Here is a 25,980-nt window from a genome sequence, read left to right on the forward strand (position 1 = left end):
CCAAGGAAGGAATTGTGAAAGTCATTCGGGCGTCGCATTGTGGCCCGAATGCTTGCGTTCATGCAATATTTTTCCCGCCACAAACGTGGCTTCCACGACACGGTCGTCGCCGAGGATCGCTAGCGCAAACAGCAATTCCTCCAGGCTCTGCGCACGTTGGGTGCGGCGCGCCAGAAGCGGCGTGGCGCACGGGTCGAGCACGATGAAATCGGCTTCGGCGCCCGCCACGAAGCTGCCGATGGTTCCCTCCAGCCCCATGCCGCGCGCGCCGCCCAGCGTCGCCAGGTAAAACAGGCGCAGCGCCGAAAGGTGCACGCCCGTCATGCGCGCCACCTTGTACATCTCGTTCATCGTCTCGAGCATGGAAAACGAGGTGCCGCCGCCGACGTCAGTCGCCAGCGTGAGCGTCATGCCGGCGCGGTCGGCGCTGCGCATGTCGAACAGTCCGCTGCCGAGGAACAGGTTAGAGGTCGGGCACAGCGCGGCCGCGGAGCCGGTGGCGGCCATGCGGGCGCGGTCGGTGTCGTCCAGCCAGATGCAGTGCGCATACATGGCGCGCGGGCGCATCAGGCCGTAGCGCTCGTAGACATCGAGATAGCTGCGCGCCTCCGGATAGAGCGACTTGATCCAGGCAATTTCGTCGGTGTTTTCCGCCACGTGGGTCTGCACGAAGGTGTCGGGAAAGGCGCGCGCCAGTTCGCCGGCCAGCTGCAGCTGCGCCGGCGTCGAGGTCGCGGCAAAACGCGGCGTGATCGCCACCATCTGCCGGCCGCGCTTGTGCCATTTGCGGATCAGCGCTTCGCTCGCGAGTGCGCCCTGCTCCGCGCTCTCGCGCAGAAACTCCGGGCAGTGCCGGTCCATCAGCACCTTGCCGGCCACCATGCGCATGCCGCGCGCTGCGCTCTCCTGAAAGAAGGCTTCAGCCGATTCCGGGTGCACGCTGCAATACACCATGGCCGTCGTCGTGCCGCAGCGTAGCAGCTCATCGAGGAAGAAGCTGGCGGTCGCACGTGCGTGAACGGAATCGGAAAACTGCCGCTCGGCCGGAAAGGTCCAGGTGTCGAGCCACGGCAGCAGGCCCTCGGCCGGCGACGCAATCATGTCGGTCTGCGGGTAATGGATATGGGTGTCGATGAAGCCCGGCGTGATGATGCGCCCGCGACAATCGATGGTCCGCACGCCGGGCTCGAGCGCGGGGCCGAGCGCGGCATAAGCGCCGGCTGCGCGTACCTTGCCGTCGGCGACGACCAGCAACCCGTCCTCTTCCCATCGATGCGCGTTTTCCGAAGATGCGGGATCGCCCCTGAAGTCGAGCAGGCTGCCGCGAACGGCGAAGATGTCGGGTCCGTGTTCGATACGCTGGGTCACGCGCGCCTCCTGTGGATTGCCATGTTTGCGCTCCCTGATGAAGCGCTGGAAGCGGCGATGATAGCGGATTCCGCAGTGGCGCTGCAGCGGCAGCGAAGGGTATGGTTGTTGGCCAGTCCCGTGCGCGGGGACCGTTGGCGTCACCTGCCTGCCGGCGGAGAATGCGGCGAGAAGCCCTGCGTCGAACCCCGGAAAACTGCTGCGTTCACGTCGTGATTGAGTTCGGGATCGCCGCTTGCGCTCGCGCCCGCCCCGGACGAGCCGCCCGAACCGCTCGACTGCGCCGCCTCCCGCGTTGCGCAACCGGCCAGAAGCATCACCGCGACCAACAATGTGTGCGTGTTCATTTCACCCTCACATGATCATCGGCTCCCTGCTGCCCCATGACGGCACCGGATCAAGCGTCGAGCCGGATCTTTATTTCCGGAATCTTGCCGTCATAAAAGGCAAGCCGGTCCTTCAGCTCACGGTGTTCATCGTACGGTGCTTCATAGGTCCAGACCGCATCGCTGAACCTGTCGTCGCCGACCTGCACATCGTAGTAATGTGCGGCTCCCTTGAACGGGCATTGCGTGATGGCTGCCGAGCGCCGCAGCACTTCGGCCTGCACGTCCGAGCGCGGAAAGTAAAAGCGCGCAGGATGGCCATCTTCGTCAACTTGGATCACGTCGCGCGAATCGGCGACGATGCTGCCATTGATTTCCACCGTCACGCGTTGCCCCAGATGCGATTCGCGGATCTTGTGGTTGGGCCATTGCTGATGTCCTGGCGACTTGTTCATGCGCGTTTTCTCCGGCCATGCGGGTGCCGACGATGGGCATGCCGTCTTGCTTGGACTGGAATGGATGGCATTCGTTTATCGCTGTTCGCCGGAACATATCCATAAGATCCGACAAGGCTTGCAACAGAGCCGAACTGTCGCTTGCGGCCAAACAGTCTTGCGCAAGCTGTTGGCAAACACCCGCCATTGCCGCACCGCGTCCGGCCCCCGCTATCGGCGCTCCAGGCTGTGCGTAACTAAATTTATCCTTGTTTTTCAATGACTTAAGAAAAATCCAGCGCTTGCCGCCGCCGCTGGCACACTCCCTGCTGTATGGCTGTCGTGTTCGACAAAACACTCACCAACCCGAAAATCCACTTCACCCAAGGAGCATTGAATTGAAAACCCTGACCATCAAAGACCTGACCCGCAGCCTAGAACTCGACCGTAGCGCTATGAGCGCCGTGCGCGGAGGAATGGGCACCAGCAAAGTTTCCGCCGCCTCGCCCTACCCGCACATGCCGTCGTTTTCCGCCCCGATGTTCGGCTTCACGCAAAGCGACTTTAGCTTCAACGCCTCGCAGTCGCTCGGCCAGAGCCAGAACACGCTCGTCAACAACGGCAACAACGTAGCGTTCGCGGACAATATCACTGCCAATGTCACGCCGCACCAAAGCGGCAGCAACAACATCAATTTCGGCCACTGATCGGCCAGCCACCACATTCAAGGAGAATGCTATGTCTACCCTCATGATTCACGATCTTCCCGGCAGCAAGGAAATGGACCGCAAGGCAATGTCATCGGTGCGCGGCGGCTATGCAGGAAATTCCTGGCTGGCTGGCCTGGGCCCGGTTGCCAACGTCAATGTCGGCGTGAACCAGAACATCACGCAGTTGCAAAATATCGAAGTCAATGCGCTCAACAACGTCGGCGTGATCGGCGCCGGCTTCGTCGCCCCTCGCTTCGACATCAGCCCGACACAGTTTGCCAACGCAAGCGCATTGCTCTGAGCGGTTGCCGCAGCACGAAAAAAAGACCTGCCGCGGCAGGTCTTTTCAATTTCCAGCGCCCCGCGGCAGCGATGCCCGGGGGTGTTTCTCGTTACGCCAGTGCGCCAACGCAGCAATCAGAAGCCGAAGGAGCTTGCCAATAACACAGCGATGGCCGATACCGCCACGGCAGCGGCGGTGGCACGAAACATAATGTTAGTCAGGTCACGAAACATGATCAAGTAAAAAGAGGAGACGGCCGCTACAAGATAGCACCGAATTTCCGAGGCTAAACATTGAAATAAGGGGCTTTTACAATCTGTTTCATGTGCGTGTATATCGGCTGCAACAGTGGTGCCATGCGTCGTCTTGCACAAAGCATAAATTCGCTAGCGGTCATGCATGCCGCAGCGCACATAACCGCGAAAACGCTGTTCAAGCTTGCGGCCGAAATGGAACAGCGCCTGTTCGTTGCCGACGGAAGCGACCAGTTGCACCGCCACCGGCATGCCGTGCTCATCGGTCCCGACAGGCACCACCAGCACCGGCAAGCCGTACACGTTGGCCAGCGCGACATAGGGCATGACGCGCAAGAAAGTGCGGCGCACCGAAAATATTTCGCCGTACACCCCGCCGTGCGGCAAGGCGGCGCTGTGATAGACCGGCAGCACCAGCACCCGGTTGTCCAGATAACGCGCCATGGCGGCGTCGGCTTGCTTGAGTTGCTGCAGCAAGCTGGCCCACTTGCGGCGCGACGGCCGGAACAGCGAAGAACCGATCAGCGCCCAGGTCAGGTAGCGGTGATACGACGAGCTGTGCCGCGTCACTTCCTTCAGGTATTCGGTCCAGATGCGCGGCGCCTGTCCGTTGAATGCAAGGCGGGCGATGCCGGCGCCGCCATCGACCGACATGACCAGTTGCCACCATGATGCGACCTGGTCGAAATACGGCGGAAAATCCTGCGCGACTCGCCCCTGCCCCGCGAGGAAATCCCGCACGTTATCCAGCAGCTGCTGTGTGGCTGCGTCCAGCGGGTAGCGCGGATGGGCCGGCGGCACGACTACGTCGAAGGCTGCCGCATCGACTGGCTGCGGGAGGCAGTCGGCAACGATCGCGTTGATCAGCTCGGCGTCGTCGACCGATTTCGCGATCGCGCCGATGCCCAGCATGCGTTCCTGCCATGGCTCTTCGGTAAACGGGAAATGCCCCTGCTGCGGCACTTGCCGGTCGCCGCTGCGAAAGCCGATCACGCCGTTGAAATGCGCCGGAAAGCGGATCGACCCGCCGATGTCCGAACCGAGCCCGACGGCTGCGCCGCCGATGGCGATCAGGGCCGCTTCGCCGCCGCTCGACCCGCCCGTGGTGCGCGCAGTGTCCCATGGATTATTGCTGCGCCCGTACAGCTTGTTGTCGGTTTCCTGGCAAAAGCACAGTGTCGGCGTATTGCTCTTGCCGAGGATGATGGCGCCTTCGCGCCGCAGCCTGGCGACCGCTTCCGCGTCGCCGCCGGCGCGATGGTCGCGCCGGTGCAGCAGCCCGCCCGTGGTTTTCATCCCCGCCACGTCGAACGCTTCCTTCATCGAGATCGGCACCCCGAACAGGCGCCCCGCCGCACGGCCTTGGGCGCGCAGCGCATCGGCTTGCCGCGCTTCCTCGCGCGCGGCCTCGAAGCGCTCTTCCACCAGGCAGTTCAGCGCGCGGTTCGCGTGCTGCAAATGGCCAATGTAGGCGTTGACCGCGTCGGTCGAGGAAATGTCGCCGGCCTTGATCTTCGCGGCCAGCGTGGTTGCGTCCATGTCGAGAATGGCACGATGCATGTTGTCGTCTCCTGCAAGTTTATTGGTTGTGTTTGTATTGCCAACATAACACTTTTACAGGTCGACATGCATCGATGAATAGCAAGGACAGGTTGCGGGAAGCTCAGGCGAGGGCTTGCACCGCCACGCGCGCAGCAGCCAGGTCCCATGCCGCCTGCCCCACCGTCTTGAACACCGGGACCGGCGACGCACGCCCGAGCTGCCCCGCCAGTGCACAGGCGATATCGCGCACGCCGCTCCAGTCGACATGTGCCTGAATCAGGTCGCCCGCTTCATGCCTGGCGCCGGCCAGGTCGTCGACCACGATTTGCCGCGCATGCAGCAATGCCGGCGGAAACTCGACCATGTCGGGCTTGAAGGCGCCGACCCCGATGGCCAGCGTGTGCGCTGCGATCGCCGCCGGAATCACTGGCGTCTTCGAGGTGGTCAGCGCAATCACGAGGTCGGTTTCGGGTATGTCGCGCTGCAGCGCGTCGGCCGCCAGCGGCCGGACCGCTAGCTGCGGATGGCGCTCCTGCAAGCGCTTGCAAAATGCATCGACGCCTGCCGCATTGCGCGCCGAAATCCAGAACTGCGCGATGCCGAAATGCTCGACCAGCGCGTCGGCATGTGCGGCGGCCTGCGCGCCGGTGCCGATGAGGAGCGCGGACTGCGGCTTTTTCGGCGCCAGCGTTTCGATGCCGAGCAGCGTCATGGCAGCGGTGCGGCGCGCCGTGACGGTCGGCCCGTCGAGGATGGCCAGCCGGCGCCCGGTAGCCGTGTTGAAGACAATCACTTCCCCCTGAATCGCGGGCAGGCCGTGCGCCGCATTGTTCGCATGCACAGTGATCTGCTTGGTGACGCTGATGTCGGCGCCGATGGCGGGCATGCCGAGCAAGACGCTGGCGGCGTCGATGGTCACCACCTGCCGTTCGGGCGCACGGATGGCACCGTCGGCCAGCTCGCGTGCGGCCCGCGCCAGGGCCGGAACCAGCTTGGAAAATGGCAGGGCCGCCGCCGTCCTGGCCTGATCGAGAATCTGCATGGAATGTTTCCCTGGCTGAGTTGCTATTTGACCGGAATGCGCAGGCCGACCGGGACGGGCACGGCCGTCACGCTGTTCTTGGGACTGCCCTCGATGACCCGGTCCGAGTACACCAGATAGACGAGCGCATTGCGCTTGCTGTCGACCATGCGCACCACCTGCACATGCTTGAAGAGCAGGGATGCGCGCTCGGAGAAGACTTCTTCCTGCTTCGGGATTGGGCCATTGAAGCGGATTTCACCTACTTGCCGGCAGGCGACAGAGGAATCGGACTTGTCCTCGGCAACACCGAACGCGCCCTTGATCCCGCCGGTTTTCGCGCGCGACAGGTAGCAGGCCACGCCACCAACCTTCGGGTCGTCAAACGCCTCGACCACGATCTTGTGATTCGGCCCGATGAACTTGAATACCGTGCTGACGTCCCCGATCTCTTCGGAAAACGCGGCATGCGATGCAACAAGGAGAATCGAGGCGACAGCCCATGTTTTTGGCAACATCGGTTTCCTTTCATGGAGTTTCTTTCAGCGCCGCATGTTCCATGCGCTGAAGTCAAAAGGAATACTGTAGCACCGTTAAGACTGGCCCGATTTAATGCCTTGACACGTGCACGCAGCACTTCACTGGCGCCGCCGGTCCGCGAAGCGTCAAGAATAAGAATGTCACTCAACCAAAGGTCATGTTGCATCGATCGATGCGAGGGCACGACACGCCCTGACGCACTTGCGCCATAATCTCGGGCCCCGAGTCCCAGTGCCGGCACCTCGACCGAATCGCCCCTCATTGCGCCTGTAATACCCACTTATGATTCTTTCGCCAGACCAAAAGCACGCCCTTCTCCAAGGCGTGGACCTCTCCAATGCCGTGCAGGTATTCGACGCCGTCGCCGCCGCGCTCGCCCAAGCCGCCGGATCGGCGCCGCAGCCGGCAGCCTGGGCGCGCCCGGACGAGCTCGACCGCTTGTCGGAACCCGGCGTCAATGGTCGCAGCTGCTATCTCAGCCGCGCCCAACGGGAACGCTGTACGGTCCCGCTGTATCCCGCCGCGCCGGATAACCTCGGCCCGGCCAGGGAACTGGTGCTCGCCGCCGTGCGCCATGCACTGGCGCGCACGCGCGAGGCGGCCAGCCAGCTGGAAGACTTGCAATTTCGTAGCGGTATGGAAGCCGCATGCGAAGAAATCGAAGCGGCCCTGGCACTCTCTTCCGCTGCGGACGGCGCACCGCAGGATCGAATGAGCTGACCGCGCACCGCCTCCGCGTTCGGATATCCGAACGCCCTCGCCTCCATTCATCCGGAAATTCGTCGCCCGCTCGCCGGGCGCACAATTTTTTTCCTTTTAAATCAGGGAATTGAATTTTCCTGCCCGGCCCTGCGGCATGGCATGAAGCCTGCTCAATAGCAAGGTCACTGCTTGCGCTGCATGACAGCCGCGCAAGCCGGCACATCATTTCAATTTGATCATTACAACGCCCCGGAGGCGGGCAAAGGATATTTCGGATGAAAAGGAACAAACTTACAACATGGATCGGCGTGGCTCTGGTCGCCGGCATCATCGTCGGTTACCTGTGCAACACGCTTGCGCCGAATGCCGCGATTGCCAAGGAAATCGCCGGTTATTTCTCCATCTTCACCGATATCTTCCTGCGCCTGATCAAGATGATCATCGCCCCGCTGGTCCTGGGCACGCTGGTGGCGGGCCTGGCCGGCATGGGCGACGCCAAGGCCGTCGGCCGCCTCGGCGCCAAGGCGCTGGGATGGTTCATCGGCGCGTCGCTGTGCTCGCTGATGATCGGCCTGGTGGTTGCCAACGTCGTGCGCCCCGGCGACTCAGTCGGCGTGCCCCTGCCTGACGTCGGCACCGCCACCAACCTGAAGACCTCGGCGCTGAACCTGAAGGATTTCATCACGCACGTCTTCCCGAAAAGTATTTTCGAGTCGATGGCGAACAATGAAATCCTGCAGATTCTCATCTTCGCGCTGTTCTTCGGTGTCGCGCTCGGCAAGCTGCACAATGGCACCAATGCCCCCAACAGCACCGCCAACAGCCTGCTGAAATCGACCGAAGACCTGGTGCACGTGATGCTGCAGGTAACCGACTACGTGATGCGCTTCGCGCCGGTCGGCGTGTTCGCCGCCGTGGCGGCGGTCATCACGACCCAGGGCCTGGGCATCCTGCTCGTCTACGGCAAGTACATGGCGACCTTCTTCTTCGCGCTGGCAACGCTGTGGGCCGTGCTTATCACCGCCGGCTTCTGCGTGCTGGGCAAGGACATCTTCCGCCTCATCAAGCTGATTCGCGGCCCGATGCTGCTCGGCTTTTCCACCGCCTCCAGCGAATCGGCCTATCCGAAGCTGATGGAGCAGCTGGAAAAATTCGGCATCAAGGACCGCGTCACCGGCTTCATCCTGCCGCTCGGCTATTCCTTCAACCTGGACGGCTCAATGATGTACACCGGCTTTGCCGCGCTGTTCATCGCCCAGGCCTACAACATTCCGCTCACGCTCGGCCAGCAGATCACCATGCTGCTGGTGCTGATGGTGTCTTCCAAGGGCATCGCCGGCGTGCCGCGCGCCTCGCTCGTGGTGGTAGCCGCGGTGCTGCCGATGTTCAACCTGCCGGAAGCCGGCCTCTTGCTGGTGATGGGCGTCGACCACTTCCTCGACATGGGCCGCACCGTCACCAACGTGCTGGGCAACGCGATTGCCACCGCCGTGGTCGCCAAGTGGGAAAACGCCATCACGCCGGTCAGCCCGGAACTGGCGGAATCCGACGAGGTGCTGCCGCTGCCGCAGGACGTGTCGCTCCCCAAGGCGGCCTGATTTAGCGCATGCAAAGCACCGCCATGTCGTCCCTCCTGTTGAAATGCCTGCTGGGCGCCTTGGCGGTGCTCCTGATCGCGCTGTTATCGAGAAGTAAAAACTACTACATCGCCGGCCTGGTGCCGCTGTTTCCGACCTTCGCCCTGATCGCGCATGCCATCGTCGGCGGCGAACGCGGCGCCGCCGAGCTGCGTACCACGGCGCTGTTCGGCCTGTGCGCGCTGCTGCCGTATGCCGTCTATCTGCTGGCGGTGTTCTGGCTCAGCGTGCGGCTGTCGCTTGCTGCCACCTTGGCAAGCGCCACGATGGCGTGGACGGTCGCAGCCGGCATACTCTTGCTGCTGTGGAGCCGATTCGTTCCTGCAGGGAACTAAACTACCGGTTACCATCTCTGCTCCGCTTATTCTTCCGCTTATTCCCGGCCCGCCGTGCCGGGTGCATTGACGATCTCCTATGGAATTCAATTGGTTTATCCTGGCTCCCGCAGCCTTCTTCGCCGGCATGGTCGATGCCGTCGTCGGCGGTGGCGGCCTGATCCAGATTCCGGTGCTGCTGTCGCAGTTTCCGCAGTCGCCGATCCCTTCCCTGTTCGGCACCAACAAGGTGTCGAGCATTGCCGGCACCGGCTCGGCGCTGTGGCGCTTTGCCCGCACCGTGTCGATTCCCTGGGCCGTGGTGCTGCCGGCCACGTTTGCCGCGCTGGTCGGCGCCTGGCTGGGCGCGGCAGTGGTGGCCTGGCTGCCACGCGAGGCGATGCGCCCGCTGGTGCTGGTGATGATGCTGGCGGTAGCCGTCTACACGTTTCGCCGCAAGGACCTGGGCCACACCTCCACGCGCGAGCTGGTGCCGGCCGACCGCTGGCGCGGCATCGCGCTGGGGCTTGCGATCGGCTTCTACGACGGCTTTTTCGGGCCCGGCACCGGCAGCTTCCTGATCTTCGCATTCGTGCGCCTGTTCGGCATGGACTTCCTGCGCGCGTCGGCCAGCGCCAAGGTGATCAATGCCGCCACCAATGTCTCGGCCATTGCCTTTTTCGCCAGCCACGGCCCGCTGCTGTGGGCAGTGGGCCTGGTCATGGCAGCCTGCAACCTGATCGGTGCGCAGGTCGGCACCATCATTGCCTTGAAGCGCGGCGCCGGCTTCGTGCGCCAGGCCTTTTTGGTGGTGGTGGCGATCCTGATTGTCAAGATGCTATGGGACATGGTGCATCCGTGATTCGCCGCCTGCGGCCCGCGCCGCGCCGGCTCGCGGCATAATTCGGAAATCCGAACGAATCCATTTTTGATGCATCCCCGCTCCCATCTCCCCCAGCGCTCGCGGCTGGCCCTGCTGGTCCTGGGCTTTGCGGCACTGGTCGCGGCCGTCAGCCTGTTCGCCTTCCGCTACAGCCTGAACCTGGGCCTGGCCGAGCTGCAGGCCACCGGGCGCCACCGGCTCGACCTGTACGCCGCCAGCCTGGAGCGGGAAATCGACAAGTACGCCTACTTTCCCACCACGCTGGGGCTGGAGCGCGACGTGCTGCAGCTGCTCGCCGCGCCCGGCGCGGACCAGGCCCGGGTCGAGCAGGTGAATCAGTACCTGGAGCAACTCAACGAGCGCGCCGGCAGCCTCTCCATCTACATCCTCGACCGCAACGGCAGGGTGGCCGCCACCAGCAACTGGCGCCGCGCCGACAGCTTCCTCGGCGAAGACCTGTCCTTCCGGCCGTACTTCCGGCAAGCGATCGATAATGGCAGCGGCCGCTTCTTCGGCATCGGCACCACGCGCGGCGAACCCGGCTACTACCTGTCTTCCGTGCTGACGGACAGTCGCGGCATGCTGGGCGTGGCCGTGGTCAAGGTGGGCCTGAAACAGCTGGAAAAATCCTGGACGACGGTCGAAGCGCCGGCGCTGGTATCTGACGAAAACGGCGTCATCATCCTGGCTTCGGTGCCAAGCTGGAAATTCACCACCCTGAAGCCGCTCGACGAAGCCACACGCAGCGCCTTCGACCGCACCCAGCAATACAACCGGCGCGCACTCAATCCGCTGGGCGTCAAGGAACTGGCCGAACTGGAGCACGGCGCGCGCCTAGTGCGCCTGCCGAAGGCGGAACCGGAAATGGTGTCGATGTTCCCCGTGGCCGGCACCTTCGTCGCCCAGACCCAGCCGCTGCCCGGCACCCCGTGGAACATCACCGTCTTCTCGCCGCAGGAGCAGGTGCGCGCCATCGCATTCAACCGCGCGGCGGTCGCCGGCGCGGGCGCTGCCTTCCTGTTCATCCTGACCCTGCTGCTAAACCAGCGGCGGCGCCACCTGAAAGACCGCCTGGCCGACCAGGCAGCACTGCAGCGGGCGCACGACGAACTCGAACGCAAGGTCGCCGAACGCACCGCCGACCTGTCCTCGGCCAACACCCGCCTGCAGCAGGAAGTGACGGAACGCACCCAGGCCGAACGCACCCTGCGCTCGGCGCAGAACGAACTGGTCCAGGCCGGCAAGCTCGCCGTCATCGGCCAGCTCGCCGCCGGTGTCGCGCACGAGTTGAACCAGCCGCTGGCGGCATTGCGCACCCTGTCGGGCAACACCAGCAAATTCCTCGCGCGCGGCAATCTCGCCACCGCCAGCAGCAACCTGGAACGCATCGGCGAACTGGTGGACCGCATGGGGCGCCTCACCTCGCAGCTGAAGTCCTTCGCCCGCAAATCGTCCGGCACGCCCCAGGCCGTGCCCGTGCGCCGCGCCGTGGAAAATTCCCTGTTCCTGCTGGAGCAGCGCTTCAAGCAGGCGCGCGCCGTGGCCTGCATCGACCTAGCCGACGAGGAACTGCAGGCGTGGTGCGACGCCAACCGGCTGGAACAGGTGCTGGTCAACCTGATCGGCAATGCGCTTGATGCAATGGAAGGCATCGCCGACCCGATGCTGAACATCGGCGCCGCCTGCGAAGACGGACGCATCCTGATCCAGGTGCGCGATCGCGGCCCGGGCCTGGACGAAGAAGTGCGCTCGCACCTGTTCGAACCGTTCTTCACCACCAAGGAAGCCGGCAGCGGCCTCGGGCTCGGCCTGGCCATCTCGGCCGGGATCGTGGCCGACTTCGGCGGCAGCCTAACCGGAGGCAATCACCCGCAAGGCGGCGCCGTCTTTACCCTGGAAATCCCCGCCGCCCCGGAGGGCAAGCAACATGACTGAATCCCTGCAAGTGCTCATCGTCGAAGACGATCCCGATGTCCGCCTCGGTTGCGAACAGGCGCTGCAACTGGAAGACATTCCGGTCGCCGGCGTGGACAGCGCGGAAAAGGCGCGGCGCAAACTCTCACGCGACTTCCCCGGCATCGTCGTAAGCGACATCCGCCTGCCCGGCATGGACGGCATGGCGCTGCTGCAGGAAATCCGGGCCATCGACCCGGACCTACCGGTGGTGCTCATCACCGGGCATGGCGACGTCTCGCTGGCGGTGCAGGCGATGAAAAACGGCGCGCACGACTTCATCGAAAAGCCCTTCTCCCCCGACTACCTGGTGGAGGTGGTGCGCCGCGCCCTCGACAAGCGCCGCCTGACACTCGAAGTGCGACAGCTGCGCGCGCGCCTGGAAAGCCGCGAACAGCTCGAAGGCAAGCTGATCGGCCGCTCCCCCGCCATGCTGCGCGTGCGGCAACTGGTGACCGAGCTGGCCAACAGCGCCGCCGATATCCTGATCGAAGGCGAAACCGGCACCGGCAAGGAAATGGCCGCGCGCTGCCTGCATGAATCCGGCCCGCGGCGTTCCGGCAACTTCGTCGCCATCAACTGCGGCGGCCTGCCGGAAACCCTGTTCGACAGCGAAATCTTCGGCCACGAAGCCGGCGCCTATACCGGCGCCGGAAAACGGCGCATCGGCAAGATCGAACATGCCAGCGGCGGCACCCTGTTCCTCGACGAAATCGAATCGATGCCGCTGGCGATGCAGACTAAGCTATTGCGCGTGCTGCAGGAGCGCAGCCTCGAGCGGCTCGGCTCCAACACCCCGGTTCCCGTGAATTGCCGCGTGGTCGCCGCCACCAAGTCGGACCTAAAGGCATTGTCGGACCAGGGACGCTTTCGCGCCGACCTCTACTATCGGCTCAACGTCGCCACCCTGCCGCTGCCGCCGCTGCGCGAGCGGCGCGAGGATATTCCGCTGTTGTTCGAGCATTTCCTGCTGCAGGGCGCCGCGCGCCACGAGCGTCCGGTGCCCGAGGCCGATGCGGCGCGCATGGGCCGCCTGATGGCCTACGACTGGCCGGGCAACGTGCGCGAACTGCGCAACGTGGCCGACCGCTGCGTGCTGGGCATCGAGAAGGGTTTTCCGCCATTCGCCGACGAAGCGCCCGCCGGCCCGCGCTCGCTGCCGGACACCGTGGCCGATTTCGAGCGCGCCCTGATTGCCGATGCGCTGGCGCGCAATGGCGCCAGCCTTGCGCGCGCGGCCGAAGCCCTCGGCGTGGCCAAGACCACCTTGCACGACAAGATACGGAAATACCGGCTGGGAGAACAAAATTGAGGGCCGCGTGCATTCTCTTTTGACGCCGCGCCAGACTCTCTTTATAATGCGCCCCTCAATTCCCTGATAGCTCAGTCGGTAGAGCGACGGACTGTTAATCCGCAGGTCCCTGGTTCGAGTCCAGGTCGGGGAGCCAGGAATGCAAAGGCCTAGTTTAAAAACTAGGCCTTTTTCTTTTGCGTGATACCGGTTGTTATTTCGGCGCCACGATCGTGATGCGCTCGCCATTCGTGATGACGTTCACCGGTTCGCCGACTTTGAATGCGGTAGTCGGACGCTCGATGATATACCGCTGTTGCGAGCCATCGGCAAAGAGCACCGTGAGGGCTTCCGGGCCACCGCTGGCCGTGGTGACCACGGCGCTGCTGCCGGAGCTCGTCGTTGCCACCGATTGATCGACGACGGCGACGGATTCGACGGCAGTCACTTTACCGCTTTGCACGCCTGGCTGCGCAGCTGCAACGGCTGGCGATTTCGATGATGACGCGCATCCGGTTGTGATGACGACGCCAAACGCACAGATAACGAACAATTTCATTGAATTCATGTAGTTCTCCTTTCTGGACGGCGAAACGTGAATTAATTCCCGGCATTGATAATTTGTCATGCCAATGTGTGACTTCAACAATGAGATTGAGTTCATTGCAGCACTTTCCAAAATAAAAAAACCCGGCGAGGCCGGGTTTTTTCTTTGACGCGAGACAAATATTACTGGGTCACGGCTGCAGATGTTGCCGGCGCGACAGTGCCAAGGTTCTCAGTCGGCGGGAGCGCGGACACTGCCGGATTCATCGCCGCAGCGACGGGCATCGCTGTGGTTGCTGCCGGTATTGCCGATTCCATTTTCTTTTCTGCTACAGCTTTCTCTGCCGGAACAACCTTCGTTGCGCCAGCGGCTTTCTTTGCGGGTGCAGCCTTTGCCGGTTGCGGCTTCGCTGCAGTTGCCGCCTTCTTTACCGGGGTAGCTTTTGCAACCGGTTCAGCCTTCTTTGCTGCTGCTTTCTTTACCGGAGCGGCCTTTGTTGCTACTGCCGCTTTCTTTTCTGCCGTTTTCTTGGCAGCCGGGGCCGCCGTCTTTGCAGCAGTCGCCTTCTTGGCGGTGGCCGCCGTCTTTGCCGGTGCAGCCTTTTTCGCGGTTGCGGCTTTCGTCGCCGGTGCCGGCTTCGTTACCGCAGCGGTCTTCTTCGCGGTTGCCGCTTTCTTTGCCGGCGCCGCCTTTGCCGCAGGTTCAGCTTTCTTTGTAGCTACCGTTTTCTTTGCGGGAGCCGCCTTCGTTACTGGTGCGGCTTTCTTTGCGGTGGTCGCGGTGGTTTTCTTTGCGGAAGCCGGCTTCGCCGCCTTTGCCGATTTTGCTTTCTTGGCGGCCTGTGCCGGCTTTTGCTTCTGCGCGCTCAATCCGGCCATGGTCTTGACCTTGTCGGCAACGCGTGCGGGTGCACCGAGGATATCGGCGGCCAACTGTTCCACCCGGATGTCGTGTTGCTCCATGACGTCCTTGATTCGGCGCAGGGTCTCTTTCCGCAGGTTTTCCATCTGTTGCTTGAGTCGTTGATAGGTCTTGTTCATGGTTTTTCGTGCAATTTTGCAAATGAAAGATTGGCATTTTAGCAGCAACATTTTTACGATCAAGCATTTGCTTGGGCTTTTCATGTGACGCAACTCTTGCGGCATCTTTTCTTTTCGAATTATTCAAGCTGCAAGAGGTCGAATTTGATACGTTGAATTCGCAGATACGAGAATTTCTCACTTGGTACGATCCGGGCCGAATATTGCTTCACAAAACTTTTTCCAGCACCAATTGGTCGGTGCGAACGTTGCTTACGTGGCTGGTCCTGGCCTGTTTGCTGCCTGGAGTTATCGGCGCCGGCATTCTTTTCATGTACGAGTACCAGGCTGCGCGCGCGCAGCAGGAAAAGGACATGATCCAGACAGCGCGGGCCCTGACGCAGGCCGTCGACAGCCATTTGCTGCGGGCGCAGTCGGCCGCGCAGGCGCTCTCCACCTCCAGGCTGCTGACCGAACATGACTTCGCCGGCTTCCACAAGCGCGCACAGGAATTCGTGTCACTGGCGGGTCTTGGCTCCAATGTCGTCCTGCGCGATGCTAATGGAAGACTCCTTCTGAATACAGCCGTGCCGTTTGGCACGCCCTTGCCGCGCGAACCTGCCCGCGAAAAAGTGGACGGAGTCTTGGCAACGGGAAAGCCGATGATTTCAGACCTTTTCATTGGCGGGGTGCTGAAGCGCCCGATCATGAGCGTGGATGTGCCGGTAATCATCAACGGAAAGATTACCTATTCCCTCGGCATCGGCATCCTGACCGAGCATTTCAATGCGCTTCTGCATTCGCAAGGCATGCCGCCACGGTGGGTTGTGGCGGTAATTAACAGTGCTGGCACGATCGTCGGGCGCAACCACGCCGCCGACCAATTCGTCGGAAAAAAAACAGTGCCGGCACTGCAGCAGGCAATGACTGCTTTCGGCGAAGGCTCGCTCAAGACGGTGACCCAGGAAGGCACCCCGGTCATTACCTCCTACAGCCGTTCGCCCGTCACCCACTGGGGCGTGGCCATCGGCATTCCGCGCCAGGCCATCCTCGGTTCGTTGTGGCGCACCTTGTCGCTGCTCGCGATCGGCGTGGCGGCGCTGTTCGGCATCGGGCTGGTCTGGGCCCGCTTTGTCAGCCGCCGGATTGCGTACTCGTTCGAGGTCCTGAGCGAACCGGCCGAAGCCCTGGGTGACGGCAGGTCGATGCCGGTCCCGCCGGTCCATGTCAAGGAAGCCGTCGACGTGGCAGCGGCCATTGGCCGCGCCGGAGACTTGCTGCAGGAGCGTGCCGCCATCATCAGCACCAAGGATGCCGAGCTGGCGGAAGCCCATCGCCTCGCCAGATTCGGCTCGTGGTACCTCGACCTGCATACTTGCAAGACCCAGATGTCGGATTCGCTGCGTGAGATCTATGGCTGCGAGGTTCCGCCTTGGCCGGGGATGCGCGGCACCCTGCTGCCCGAGGCATCCTGGGAGCGGCTGAATGCCGCGTTGCAGGAAACGATACGAAGCGGCGAAGGCCATGATCTGGAAGAACAGGCCTATTATGCCGATGGAAGCATGCTCTGGCTTAATTTCAAATGCCAAGCAGTGCGCGGCAATAACGGCGAGGTGGTCGGCGCGCGCGGCACGGTGCTCGACATTACCAAGCGCAAGCAGGCCGAGGAACGACTGCGGGCATCCAAGGAAGAGATGCGCAATGCCGCCTTGCACGACAACCTGACCGGATTGCCCAACCGGGCGCTGGTGTTCGAGTACGGCGGCCATGTTCTGGCGGCGGCGCAGCGCCACCATGGCCGGGGAGCGCTGCTGTTCATCGACCTTGACCGGTTCAAGCCGATCAATGACCTGTACGGCCATGAAACTGGCGACCGCGTGCTGCAGGCCGTCGGCCAGCGCCTCGTCGAGTGCACGCGCGCGGAAGACTTGGTCGGGCGCCTCGGCGGCGACGAGTTCGTCATCATCCTGCCCCACCTCGAGGAAGGCTTGCACCGGGCCGAGACAGTGGCGCAGCACGTGATCGAGCGCATCAGCCAGCCTTTTCGGATCGATGCGCTGGAGCTGTCGATTTCGCCTTCGATCGGCATCAGCTGCTTCCCGGACCACGCGGTCGACATGAATGCGCTGATCCATACCGCCGACCTGGCGATGTACCAGGCCAAGCAAGCCGGGCGCGCTGCCTATCAGTACTATCGGGACGAACTCGATCGGCGCGCCGCGCAGGCGCTGCAGGTGGAGCAGCGGCTCAAGAAAGCGCTCAAGCAGCACACCTTGCGATTGCACTACCAACCGGTCATCGATATCAAGAGCAACCGGCTGGTGGGCGCCGAAGCGTTGTTGCGCCTGGAGGACAACGATGGCGAGGCGATCGGTCCCGACCGCTTCATCCCCATCGCCGAATCGACCGGCCTGATCGGGCCGCTGGGCGAATGGGTCGCTGCCGAGGCATGCCGGCAGCATCAGGAATGGCTGGACCAGGGACTCAAAGCGACAATCGCGATTAATGTCTCGCCGCTTCAGTTTCGCCAGCAGAAGTTTGCCGAGAAGCTCAGCCGCATCCTCGCGGACACGGGGATGGATCCCACGTCGCTGGAAATTGAAGTGACCGAGAGTGCGATCATGGAAAACCTCGACGAGGCAGTGAAGATCCTGAACCGCATCAAGGCGCTCGGGGTGAAGGTGGCGCTCGACGATTTCGGAACCGGCTATTCCAGCCTCAGCAGCCTGTCGAGCCTGCCGCTCGACAAGCTCAAGGTGGACCAGTCATTCGTGCGGCGCATCGAGCGCGACCAGGCGAGCCGCGCCGTGACCGACGCGATAATCACGCTCGGCCGCAACCTGGAGCTCGAAGTCCACGGCGAAGGCATCGAGTCGGAAATCGCGCTCCGGTATCTGCAGGAGCACGGCTGCCATCAGGCACAGGGATACTGGTTCAGCCGGCCACTGCCAGCTGCCGAGTTCGCGCGCTGGTATTGGGAGCACTGGGCCCGGAGCAAGATCAGTGCCGTCGCCAATGAGTAAGGCCGGCGAGCCCACGCGCCCCTTGCCCACCCCGTCAATGCAAGGCTTCCGGCCGACGGCATCGGACAGGCCGGCGTTCGCTACTCTCTTGATGGACGGAAGCATCATCGTTGCCGTTTTCTAAATCGCCACCATGTTGTGTGACAGCATGTACTCCACCCGAACAGCGTCACTGGCTGCATGCGCGCGTCAAACCGGCACGGGCCATTGGCCTTATACTTGGTAGCGTTCATCCTTAGAGGACCCGCATGAAGCGTACACTGCTGTCAATCATCCTGGCGTTCGTCGCGGTGGCCAATGTCGCCGCCCTGGAACCGTCATCCCTGCCCCAGCTGTCGCCATCGCAGCAACAAGTCCAGACAGCCCATCTCGCTGCCAACATCCTCAAGCGGTTCCCGTACCGGCCCATACCGCTCGATGCAGTGACGTCGGAACGGATTTTCGATCGCTACCTGAAATCGCTGGATCCGGAAAAGCTCTTCTTCATCCAGGCCGACATCGACCAGTTTTCCGCTGCGCGCAACAAGCTCGCTGAGGATGTCGACAGCGGCGATTTGCGCATGCCGTTTGCCATATTCAACCGGTATGAGCAGCGCGTGGCCGAGCGTCTCGCCTATGCGCGCGATCTGCTGAAACAACCGCCCGATTTCACCCGGAACGAGAGCTTCCAGTTCGACCGAGACAAGGTTTCCTGGCCAAAAACCGACGATGAGGTGCGCGAACTGTGGCGCAAGCGTGTCAAGAACGACTGGCTGCAACTGAAGCTCGCCGGCAAGAACGACAAGGCGATCCGCAATACCCTCGACAAGCGCTATGGCAATTTGCTGTCGCGCATTCACAAGTCCAAGAGCTCGGATGCCTTCCAGGTGTTCATGGATGCGTTTGCGACCTCGGTCGACCCGCATACCGATTATTTCAGCCCGGCGGCATCGGCGGATTTCGATATCTCGATGCGGCTGTCGCTGTTCGGCATCGGCGCCGTGCTCCAGGAAAAGGATGAGTACACGACCATCCGCGAACTGGTGCCGGGAGGGCCGGCCGCCCTCTCCACCAAGCTGCAGGTCGGGGATCGCATCGTCGGCGTCGGGCAAGGCAGCGACGGCCCGATCATGGATGTGGTCGGCACCCGCCTGGACGAAGTCGTGACGCTGATTCGCGGCGCCAAGGATTCCACGGTGCGGCTCGACGTGCTGCCGGCCGATGCCGGTCCCGACGGCAAGCACAAGCTGGTGACGCTGGTGCGCGACAAGATCAGCCTCGACAAGCAAGCCGCCCAGAAATCCATTCTCCAGGTCAAGCAGGACGGCATCACGCGCCAGGTCGGCGTCATTGCCCTGCCCGCCTTTTATCAGGATTTCGAGGGGCGCCGCAAAGGCGAAAAGGAATTCCGCAGCGCCACGCGCGATGTAAAGCGCCTGCTGGAAGAGCTCAAGAAGAGCAAGGTCGACGCGGTGCTGATCGACCTGCGCAACAATGGCGGCGGCTCGCTCGATGAAGCGGTGGCGCTGACCGGCCTGTTTACCGGCATGGGTCCGGTGGTCCAGGAGCGCAATTCCCAGGGCCAGGTCAGAATCGATGGCAGCAACACGGCCAAGCGCGCCTGGGACGGTCCCCTTGGCGTGCTGATCAACCGTGGCTCGGCATCCGCCTCCGAAATCTTCGCGGCGGCGATCCAGGATTACGGGCGCGGCGTGGTGATCGGCGAACCGAGCTTCGGCAAGGGGACGGTCCAGACGATCATCGACCTCGACCAGATGGCGCATAACGAAAAGCCGGCGTTCGGCGAACTCAAGATGACCATCGCCCAGTTTTTCCGGATCAATGGCGGAACCACGCAACTGCGCGGCGTGACGCCGGACATCGGTTTTCCAGCCCTCTCGGATACCGAGCGCTTCGGCGAATCGAGCTTCGACAATGCCTTGCCCTGGTCCCAGATCCGGGCCGCCAGCTATGCGCCGGCCGGCGACATGTCGGGCCTGATTCCGCTGCTGAAGGCACGTCATGCGGCGCGCGTCGCCCAGGACAAGGATTTCCAGTACCTGATCGAGGATCTCGCCGAGCTCAAGGCGCTGCGCAAAAAGGCCGTGCTGTCGCTCAACGAAGCCGAGCGCACCAAGGAGCGCGATCTGCGCGAAGCCAGGCTCAAGCTGCGCAAAACGACAGATAAGCCGGACAGCACCAAGGCATCCTTCAAGACCGATGCGCCTGGCGCAAAAAAGGAAAAATCGCCGGAAACGGCCTTGCCCGACGAAAGCGACCTTGACGAAGAATCCCCGGTAGATGCAGTACGGAAAAATGCAAAGGATATCTGGCTCACGGAAGCGGCCAATATCGCCGCCGATGCGGCCGAACTGGTCAATGCCGGCACCCGGTTCGCGGCCCGCGCGCCCACATCCGGAGGGAAAGCCGCCAATGATCCGGTGATCCGAAAACCGATGGGCGTCAATTAGCTTGGTAGACGCGTGCAGCCGGGCGTGCGGCCACCCCGGCATGGACCTCAAGGGCGTACTTACGGTACGCCCTTTTTTTGTACTGACAAAAATGGTTCCGCACCACCACTTTCGCATGCTTGCGTCAAGCAACATTTTTCTAGACATGCTGATAAAAATCAATAAAATGATTCCTTCATGCATGCAAAACCACTTAAGTCGCACCGTTACGTTTCGCAACATTTGCGAAAAGATTGCGTAACCATTCCTTTCTAGAATTCCCCTCGCATATCAAGTTGACAAGCAAGCCAGCGCAACCGGCGACTGGCTTGCACGATACGGCCAGCCCGTTACAGCGCGCCTGGCAGGTACAAGACAACCCGGGAAGACCAGCTCCGGCCAAAGCATCAACCAGGCTGCACCTCATCGTAAACACCCGAAGGGAGTCATTAACGTGTTCGGTAGGCCCCGTACGATTGAAACGGAAATCGGAACAGAAATACGCTGCGCGGCATGTCTCGAATACTGGCCGGCCGCCCCGGAGTTTTTCGTGCCGCAGCCGGGAAATGCGAGCACCTCGCCACGCTTCTCTGCACGCTGCCTGGCCTGCATCCGGGCCGGATACTGGGGCGTTCGGCAAACCAGCCGCAGCAGCGCCGTCGCCATGGAAATGTAGCCCCCGGCGATTGCACGAAACAAAAAAATAAATCATGTGCGCGCAAACGGATAGTGCGCACGAATGGCGGATAAACACGCCAGCACCAGTTCACAGCAACATTCCATCAACTTCAGGAGACACATCCATGCAAGCATCCTCTTCGACCCCGGTCACCGAAACCAAGATCATCATGTCCGACCCCACCGCACTCGGCGTGTTCGGCTTGTCGATGGTGACCTTTGTCGCGGCATCCCAAAAAATGGGCTGGACCACCGGCAGCGTCTATATCATTCCATGGGCGCTGTTCCTCGGTTCGATCGCGCAGATCTGGGCCTCGTCCATCGACTTCAAGAAAAACAACTATTTCGGCGCCATCGTGCTCGGCGCCTACGGGCTGTTCTGGATCGCGGTGGCGATGCATTGGGCAACCAGCCTCGGCTGGCTGGGCGCCATCGGCGACAAGGCCGACGGCAAGCAGCTCGGCGTGGCCTGCATCGGCTATTTCATCTTTTCGCTGTTCATCATGGTCGCCGCTTTTGAAGCCAACAAGGTATTCGCCGCGATCCTGGTGCTGATTAACGTCCTGCTGCCGTCGCTCGCGCTGAGCATCTTCGGCATCAACGCGCCCTTCTTCAGCGCCCTTGCCGCCTATTCGGAACTGGCGATTTCGCTGCTCGGCTTTTACTGCGCGGGCGCCGTGTTCCTGAACAGCTATTTCGGCCGCACGCTGCTCCCGCTCGGCAAGCCATTCGGCCTGATCCGCAAGGGCCCGGCCGTCCATATGGCCAAGGAAAAGCACCTGGTCGAGCCGATCGCCGCAGCCGCCAAAAGATAACAGTACGTCGTTTGTTGATCTTCTCCCCCACCATCATCAGAGAATAGAAAGTCATCATCGTGCTCACCACCGCATCGACTACCAATCCCTACAGCGAAGGCCTGGATAAGAACGCCGCCAACTACACATCGCTGTCGCCGCTGAGCTTCCTGGCCAAAGCAGCCGCCGTCTACCCGCAGCGAATCGCGCTGATCCATGGCGAGCGCCGCATCACCTGGGCCGAAACCTATATCCGCTGCCGCCGCCTGGCCAGCGCCCTGCAGCGTCGCGGCATCGGCGCGGGCGACACGGTCGCCGTCATGGCGCCGAACATCCCGGCGACCTATGAAGCGAGCTTCGGCGTGCCGATGATCGGCGCCGTGCTCAATACGCTCAATATCCGCCTCGACGCGGAAGCCATCGCCTTCCAGCTCAAGCACGGCGAAGCACGCGTGCTGCTCACCGACCGCGAATTCAGCGGCACTATCGCGCGCGCGCTGGCGATGCTTGAAAATCCGCCGCTGGTAATCGATATCGACGACGCCTTGTATGAAGGAGGAGAACACGTCGGCGAAATCGAATACGAACAATTGCTGCAGGAAGGCGATCCGGATTTTGCCTGGAGCCTGCCGTGGGACGAATGGAATGCGATCGCGCTGAACTACACCTCGGGCACGACCGGCAATCCGAAAGGCGTGGTCTATCACCATCGCGGCGCCTACCTCAATGCAGTCTCCAACATCGTTTCATGGAGCATGCCGCAGCATTCGGTGTATCTCTGGACGCTGCCCATGTTCCACTGCAACGGCTGGTGCTTCCCGTGGACCATGGCGGCCAATGCCGGCACCAACGTCTGCCTGCGCCGCGTCGATCCGGCGCTAATCTTCGAAGCGATCCGCACCCACCGCGTCACCCACATGTGCGCCGCGCCGATCGTCTACAACATGCTCATCAACGCGCCCGCCGGGCTGAGCGAAGGCATCGAGCACAAGGTCGCCGGCTTTATCGCCGGCTCCGCACCGCCGGCCTCGACCATCGAAGGCATGGAGCGCCTCGGTTTCGACATCACCCACGTCTACGGGCTGACCGAAACCTACGGCCCCGCCGCCGTGTGCGCCAAGCATGAAAACTGGGCCGAACTGCCGCTGGACGAACGCGCGCGCCTGAATGCGCGCCAGGGCGTGGCCAGCCCGATGCAGGAAGCGCTGACGGTACTCGATCCGGTGACGATGCAGCCGGTGGCATGGGACGGCCAGACCATCGGCGAGATCATGTTCCGAGGCAATATCACGATGAAGGGTTACCTGAAAAACCGTGCTGCGACCGAGGAAGCATTCGCCGGAGGCTGGTTCCATACCGGCGACCTGGCCGTGGTCGACCCTGACGGTTATGTCCGCATCAAGGACCGTTCCAAGGACGTGATCATTTCCGGCGGCGAGAACATCTCGTCGATCGAGGTCGAGGATGTGCTGTACCGTCATCCGGCCGTGGAAGTGGTCGCCGTGGTCGCCAAGCCAGACCAGAAATGGGGCGAGGTGCCATGCGCCTTCATTCAGCTCAAGGAAGGCCAGACAGCCACGGAAGACGATATCCGCGCCTATTGCCGGGAACACCTTGCGCACTACAAGGTGCCCAAGTCGGTAGTGTTCGGTCCCGTGCCGAAGACCTCGACCGGCAAGCTGCAGAAATTCCTTCTGCGCGAACGCGCCGGCCAGGCGGCAGCAGCGTAAATCGACTGCGGGCGGCGTACCGTTCAAAGCCGCCGCCCGCTTCTCCACCGAATCGCGTAACACGGCAAGCCAGATCGTAAAGGATGCAATGCATGAATAATCTGGGCGGACTCGATATCGAGGATTTTTCGGTCGGCATGAATGCGACCTTTTCCAAAACCATTACCGAAGCCGACATCGTCCTGTTTGCCGGCGTCTCCGGCGACAACAATGCGGTCCACATCAACCACGAATTCGCGCAAGCCACGCCGTTCTCCGGACGCATCGCGCACGGCATGCTGACTGCCAGCGTGATCTCGGCGGCGATCGCCAACAAGCTGCCGGGCCCGGGCGCGATCTACCTCAACCAGAGCCTGACCTTCCGCGCGCCGGTGCGCCCCGGCGACACCGTACATGCCACCGTCACCGTCAAGGAAGTCCTGGCGGAGAAGCGGCGCGTGCTGCTGGAAACCACCTGCAAGGTGCGCGGCCAGACCGTCATCGACGGCGAGGCGCTAGTCAAGGTCGGCTCCGGGCAGGTGCTTGTCCAGCCGTTAGCCGGCGCCGCCGAGCACGGCAGGCTTGCAGCTTCGAATTGATAGAAAACAGAACCAGGGAATCACCATGAGCCAATACCAACCACCGCTGAGCGACATCGGATTTCTGCTCCAGCACGTCTTCAACTTTGACCAGCATGCGCAGCAATGCGGCATCGAGCTCGACGGCGACACCGCGCTTGCCGTCGCCGACGAGGCAGGCAAGTTCGCGCGCGAGCGCATCGCTCCGATCAATCGGATCGGAGACACCCAGGGCGCGCGCTGGGATGACAGCAAGGTCACGACGGCGGAGGGCTTCAGGGAGGTGTACCACGCCTTTCGCGAAGGCGGCTGGAATGGTCTGCGCTTTCCCGAGCAATTCGGCGGCCAGGGCCTGTGCGCGGTGATGTCCACCGTGGTTGAGGAGATGTGGCACGCCGCGAGCGTGAGCTTTGCGCTGTGCCCGATGCTGACCAACGGTGCGGTGGAAGCCTTGCTGACGGCGGCCAGCGACGAGCTCAAGGCGGCCTACCTGCCGAAGCTGGTCAGCGGCGAGTGGACCGGCACAATGAACCTCACCGAACCGGGAGCCGGCTCCGACCTGGCGGCAGTCCAGTCCCGTGCCGTGCGTCAGCCGGACGGCACCTACCGCGTGAGCGGCCAAAAGATTTTCATCACCTACGGCGAACACGACTTCGCCGACAACATCATTCACCTGGTGCTCGCCCGCACGCCGGATGCGCCGAAAGGCGTCAAGGGGATTTCGCTGTTCGTGGTGCCGAAGTTCCTGGTCAATGTCGACGGCAGCTGTGGCAAACGCAATGACGTGCGCTGTGCCTCGATCGAACACAAGCTTGGCATCCACGGCAGCCCGACTGCGGTGATGCTATTCGGCGAACAGGACGGCGCCGTAGGCTATCTGGTCGGTGAAGAAAACCGCGGGCTCGAATACATGTTCATCATGATGAACGAGGCGCGCTTCGCCGTCGGATTGCAGGGGCTGTCGATTTCGGACCGGGCCTATCAGCACGCGCTCGCCTATGCGCAGGAGCGCGTGCAGGGCCGCGCCGTGGGCGAAGACGGCAGCCAGGGCAAGACGATCATCCGCCACCCGGACGTGCGGCGCATGCTGCTGTCGATGAAGAGCAAGGTGGAGGCAATGCGCGCGCTTGCCATTTATGTAGCGATGCAAAAGGACATCGCGCACTCGGGCGCAGTCGATGCCGAAGCGCGCGCGCATGCGCAAAGCCGCATGGAATTGCTGATCCCGGTGCTCAAAGGCTGGTTCACCGAGAGCGCGCAAGGCGTCACCTATGACGCGCTGCAAGTATTCGGCGGCATGGGCTTCATCGAAGAAACCGGCGCCGCGCAGTTCTACCGCGATGCGCGCATTCTTACGATCTACGAAGGCACCACCGCCATCCAGGCCAACGACCTGGTCGGACGCAAGACCCTGCGCGACAAGGGCAATGCTGCGCTGTCGCTGATCGATACGATCGAACGGGATATCCGCGCGCTGCGCCAGCTCGACCACGCGACGGCCAACGCGCTGTCGGTACGTCTGGCCGACGGTTGCGACGCCTTGCGCAAAGCGGTGCGCTGGCTGCAGGAGCAAAACGAGAGCAACCCGCGCGCAGCCTACGCCGGCGCCGCGCCTTACCTGGAGTTGTGGGGCACGGTATGCGGCGGATGGATGCATGTGCGCAGGCTGCAGGCCGCCGTGCGCGACTTGGTGCAACCGGAACTGCTGACGGCGACCGCGCTCTCTGCGCAATTCTATGCCGAGCACATCCTGGTCGGCGCCCCGGCGCTCGGCGAAACCATTCGCACCGGTAGCGCAAGCCTTCTCGAATTCCCGGACACCGCCTGGCGGCTGTAACGAACGCACTCTTCTGAAAACATGACACAGACCCAAAATCTGATAGAACAGTATGGCCCGCGCGAGTCGATGGAATACGACGTAGTGATCGTCGGCGCCGGACCCGGC

The 25,980-nt window shown here is 62.5% G+C and carries 22 protein-coding genes and 1 tRNA gene; 16 read left to right on the plus strand and 7 right to left on the minus strand.

What is annotated here, in order from left to right; all coding sequences use genetic code 11:
- Window positions 1-21 precede the first annotated feature (21 nt).
- The 3 genes from guaD to TSA66_RS09560 form a co-directional block, all read right to left on the minus strand.
- Window positions 22-1,368 carry a guanine deaminase gene (gene guaD, locus TSA66_RS09550; RefSeq protein WP_232429437.1) on the minus strand — a complete coding sequence of 449 codons (1,347 nt, stop codon included), beginning with the start codon at window positions 1,366-1,368 and terminating at the stop codon, window positions 22-24.
- Window positions 1,369-1,508: 140 nt separating this feature from the next.
- The gene (locus TSA66_RS09555) at window positions 1,509-1,715 is read right to left on the minus strand and encodes a hypothetical protein (RefSeq protein WP_040039830.1); all 207 of its coding nucleotides are present in this window, start codon (window positions 1,713-1,715) and stop codon (window positions 1,509-1,511) included.
- Window positions 1,716-1,765: 50 nt separating this feature from the next.
- A complete protein-coding gene (locus TSA66_RS09560; protein ID WP_040039831.1) occupies window positions 1,766-2,149 on the minus strand; it encodes a DUF427 domain-containing protein in 384 nt (127 codons plus the stop codon).
- Window positions 2,150-2,526: 377 nt separating this feature from the next.
- On the opposite strand from TSA66_RS09560, the gene TSA66_RS09565 reads away from it, so the two are divergent.
- The gene (locus TSA66_RS09565) at window positions 2,527-2,835 is read left to right on the plus strand and encodes a hypothetical protein (protein WP_040039832.1); all 309 of its coding nucleotides are present in this window, start codon (window positions 2,527-2,529) and stop codon (window positions 2,833-2,835) included.
- Window positions 2,836-2,866: 31 nt separating this feature from the next.
- Entirely contained in the window at window positions 2,867-3,139 is a 273-nt protein-coding gene (locus TSA66_RS09570; RefSeq protein ID WP_040039833.1) for a hypothetical protein, read from the plus strand.
- A gap of 368 nt (window positions 3,140-3,507) precedes the next feature.
- Here TSA66_RS09570 and TSA66_RS09575 read toward each other — a convergent pair whose 3' ends face one another.
- The 3 genes from TSA66_RS09575 to TSA66_RS09585 form a co-directional block, all read right to left on the minus strand.
- The gene (locus TSA66_RS09575) at window positions 3,508-4,935 is read right to left on the minus strand and encodes an amidase (protein WP_040039834.1); all 1,428 of its coding nucleotides are present in this window, start codon (window positions 4,933-4,935) and stop codon (window positions 3,508-3,510) included.
- A gap of 103 nt (window positions 4,936-5,038) precedes the next feature.
- Window positions 5,039-5,959: a delta(1)-pyrroline-2-carboxylate reductase family protein gene (locus TSA66_RS09580; protein WP_040039835.1), complete on the minus strand. Its 921-nt coding sequence runs from the start codon at window positions 5,957-5,959 to the stop codon at window positions 5,039-5,041.
- Window positions 5,960-5,982: 23 nt separating this feature from the next.
- Window positions 5,983-6,456 carry a CreA family protein gene (locus TSA66_RS09585; protein ID WP_040039836.1) on the minus strand — a complete coding sequence of 158 codons (474 nt, stop codon included), beginning with the start codon at window positions 6,454-6,456 and terminating at the stop codon, window positions 5,983-5,985.
- A 304-nt stretch (window positions 6,457-6,760) separates the two neighbouring features.
- Here TSA66_RS09585 and TSA66_RS09590 point away from each other — a divergent pair, with 304 nt between their 5' ends.
- The 7 genes from TSA66_RS09590 (at window position 6,761) to TSA66_RS09620 (ending at window position 13,415) form a co-directional block, all read left to right on the plus strand.
- Window positions 6,761-7,198 carry a hypothetical protein gene (locus TSA66_RS09590; RefSeq protein ID WP_040039837.1) on the plus strand — a complete coding sequence of 146 codons (438 nt, stop codon included), beginning with the start codon at window positions 6,761-6,763 and terminating at the stop codon, window positions 7,196-7,198.
- A gap of 257 nt (window positions 7,199-7,455) precedes the next feature.
- Complete coding sequence (locus tag TSA66_RS09595; protein ID WP_040039838.1) at window positions 7,456-8,778, plus strand: dicarboxylate/amino acid:cation symporter; 1,323 nt, start codon at window positions 7,456-7,458, stop codon at window positions 8,776-8,778.
- 8 nt (window positions 8,779-8,786) lie between these two features.
- Window positions 8,787-9,152, plus strand: a complete 366-nt coding sequence (locus TSA66_RS09600; protein WP_232429438.1) for a GlpM family protein — start codon at window positions 8,787-8,789, stop codon at window positions 9,150-9,152.
- Between the two features lie 79 nt (window positions 9,153-9,231).
- Entirely contained in the window at window positions 9,232-9,993 is a 762-nt protein-coding gene (locus TSA66_RS09605) for a sulfite exporter TauE/SafE family protein (protein WP_040039839.1), read from the plus strand.
- 69 nt (window positions 9,994-10,062) lie between these two features.
- Window positions 10,063-11,949 (plus strand): ATP-binding protein, encoded by a 1,887-nt coding sequence (locus tag TSA66_RS09610; RefSeq protein ID WP_040039840.1) that lies wholly within the window; start codon window positions 10,063-10,065, stop codon window positions 11,947-11,949.
- Window positions 11,942-13,279 (plus strand): sigma-54-dependent transcriptional regulator, encoded by a 1,338-nt coding sequence (locus TSA66_RS09615; protein WP_040039841.1) that lies wholly within the window; start codon window positions 11,942-11,944, stop codon window positions 13,277-13,279. Before TSA66_RS09610 ends, TSA66_RS09615 begins: the two co-directional genes overlap by 8 nt.
- 60 nt (window positions 13,280-13,339) lie before the next feature.
- Window positions 13,340-13,415: transfer RNA gene (locus TSA66_RS09620), tRNA-Asn, on the plus strand.
- A 57-nt stretch (window positions 13,416-13,472) separates the two neighbouring features.
- On the opposite strand, the gene TSA66_RS09625 is transcribed toward TSA66_RS09620, so the two are convergent.
- Window positions 13,473-13,826 (minus strand): hypothetical protein, encoded by a 354-nt coding sequence (locus TSA66_RS09625; protein WP_040039842.1) that lies wholly within the window; start codon window positions 13,824-13,826, stop codon window positions 13,473-13,475.
- A 144-nt stretch (window positions 13,827-13,970) separates the two neighbouring features.
- Here TSA66_RS09625 and TSA66_RS27300 point away from each other — a divergent pair, with 144 nt between their 5' ends.
- The 7 genes from TSA66_RS27300 (at window position 13,971) to TSA66_RS09665 (ending at window position 25,872) form a co-directional block, all read left to right on the plus strand.
- Window positions 13,971-14,831, plus strand: a complete 861-nt coding sequence (locus TSA66_RS27300) for a hypothetical protein (RefSeq protein ID WP_198358762.1) — start codon at window positions 13,971-13,973, stop codon at window positions 14,829-14,831.
- A 253-nt stretch (window positions 14,832-15,084) separates the two neighbouring features.
- Window positions 15,085-17,847, plus strand: coding sequence for a bifunctional diguanylate cyclase/phosphodiesterase (locus tag TSA66_RS27995; protein ID WP_157691648.1), 2,763 nt, complete (start codon window positions 15,085-15,087; stop codon window positions 17,845-17,847).
- A 248-nt stretch (window positions 17,848-18,095) separates the two neighbouring features.
- A complete protein-coding gene (locus tag TSA66_RS09640) occupies window positions 18,096-20,297 on the plus strand; it encodes a carboxy terminal-processing peptidase (protein WP_052452210.1) in 2,202 nt (733 codons plus the stop codon).
- A 782-nt stretch (window positions 20,298-21,079) separates the two neighbouring features.
- Complete coding sequence (locus tag TSA66_RS09650; protein ID WP_040039844.1) at window positions 21,080-21,769, plus strand: acetate uptake transporter; 690 nt, start codon at window positions 21,080-21,082, stop codon at window positions 21,767-21,769.
- 59 nt (window positions 21,770-21,828) lie between these two features.
- Complete coding sequence (locus TSA66_RS09655) at window positions 21,829-23,478, plus strand: acyl-CoA synthetase (RefSeq protein ID WP_040039845.1); 1,650 nt, start codon at window positions 21,829-21,831, stop codon at window positions 23,476-23,478.
- Window positions 23,479-23,570: 92 nt separating this feature from the next.
- The gene (locus TSA66_RS09660) at window positions 23,571-24,056 is read left to right on the plus strand and encodes a MaoC family dehydratase (RefSeq protein ID WP_052452211.1); all 486 of its coding nucleotides are present in this window, start codon (window positions 23,571-23,573) and stop codon (window positions 24,054-24,056) included.
- 25 nt (window positions 24,057-24,081) lie between these two features.
- The gene (locus TSA66_RS09665) at window positions 24,082-25,872 is read left to right on the plus strand and encodes an acyl-CoA dehydrogenase (protein ID WP_040039846.1); all 1,791 of its coding nucleotides are present in this window, start codon (window positions 24,082-24,084) and stop codon (window positions 25,870-25,872) included.
- Window positions 25,873-25,980 lie beyond the last annotated feature (108 nt).

This window comes from Noviherbaspirillum autotrophicum, assembly GCF_000818395.1.
Taxonomy (GTDB): Bacteria; Pseudomonadota; Gammaproteobacteria; order Burkholderiales; family Burkholderiaceae_D; genus Noviherbaspirillum; species Noviherbaspirillum autotrophicum.

What these genes read in the sequence shown, in the direction of transcription:
- TSA66_RS09555 (WP_040039830.1), bottom strand. Translation starts at nt 1,715, where the DNA reads ATGAACACGCACACATTGTTGGTCGCGGTGATGCTTCTGGCCGGTTGC.
- TSA66_RS09560 (WP_040039831.1), bottom strand. Translation starts at nt 2,149, where the DNA reads ATGAACAAGTCGCCAGGACATCAGCAATGGCCCAACCACAAGATCCGC.
- TSA66_RS09570 (WP_040039833.1), top strand. Translation starts at nt 2,867, where the DNA reads ATGTCTACCCTCATGATTCACGATCTTCCCGGCAGCAAGGAAATGGAC.
- TSA66_RS09575 (WP_040039834.1), bottom strand. Translation starts at nt 4,935, where the DNA reads ATGCATCGTGCCATTCTCGACATGGACGCAACCACGCTGGCCGCGAAG.
- TSA66_RS09580 (WP_040039835.1), bottom strand. Translation starts at nt 5,959, where the DNA reads ATGCAGATTCTCGATCAGGCCAGGACGGCGGCGGCCCTGCCATTTTCC.
- TSA66_RS09585 (WP_040039836.1), bottom strand. Translation starts at nt 6,456, where the DNA reads ATGTTGCCAAAAACATGGGCTGTCGCCTCGATTCTCCTTGTTGCATCG.
- TSA66_RS09590 (WP_040039837.1), top strand. Translation starts at nt 6,761, where the DNA reads ATGATTCTTTCGCCAGACCAAAAGCACGCCCTTCTCCAAGGCGTGGAC.
- TSA66_RS09595 (WP_040039838.1), top strand. Translation starts at nt 7,456, where the DNA reads ATGAAAAGGAACAAACTTACAACATGGATCGGCGTGGCTCTGGTCGCC.
- TSA66_RS09600 (WP_232429438.1), top strand. Translation starts at nt 8,787, where the DNA reads ATGCAAAGCACCGCCATGTCGTCCCTCCTGTTGAAATGCCTGCTGGGC.
- TSA66_RS09605 (WP_040039839.1), top strand. Translation starts at nt 9,232, where the DNA reads ATGGAATTCAATTGGTTTATCCTGGCTCCCGCAGCCTTCTTCGCCGGC.
- TSA66_RS09610 (WP_040039840.1), top strand. Translation starts at nt 10,063, where the DNA reads ATGCATCCCCGCTCCCATCTCCCCCAGCGCTCGCGGCTGGCCCTGCTG.
- TSA66_RS09615 (WP_040039841.1), top strand. Translation starts at nt 11,942, where the DNA reads ATGACTGAATCCCTGCAAGTGCTCATCGTCGAAGACGATCCCGATGTC.
- TSA66_RS09625 (WP_040039842.1), bottom strand. Translation starts at nt 13,826, where the DNA reads ATGAATTCAATGAAATTGTTCGTTATCTGTGCGTTTGGCGTCGTCATC.
- TSA66_RS09640 (WP_052452210.1), top strand. Translation starts at nt 18,096, where the DNA reads ATGAAGCGTACACTGCTGTCAATCATCCTGGCGTTCGTCGCGGTGGCC.
- TSA66_RS09650 (WP_040039844.1), top strand. Translation starts at nt 21,080, where the DNA reads ATGCAAGCATCCTCTTCGACCCCGGTCACCGAAACCAAGATCATCATG.
- TSA66_RS09660 (WP_052452211.1), top strand. Translation starts at nt 23,571, where the DNA reads ATGAATAATCTGGGCGGACTCGATATCGAGGATTTTTCGGTCGGCATG.
- TSA66_RS09665 (WP_040039846.1), top strand. Translation starts at nt 24,082, where the DNA reads ATGAGCCAATACCAACCACCGCTGAGCGACATCGGATTTCTGCTCCAG.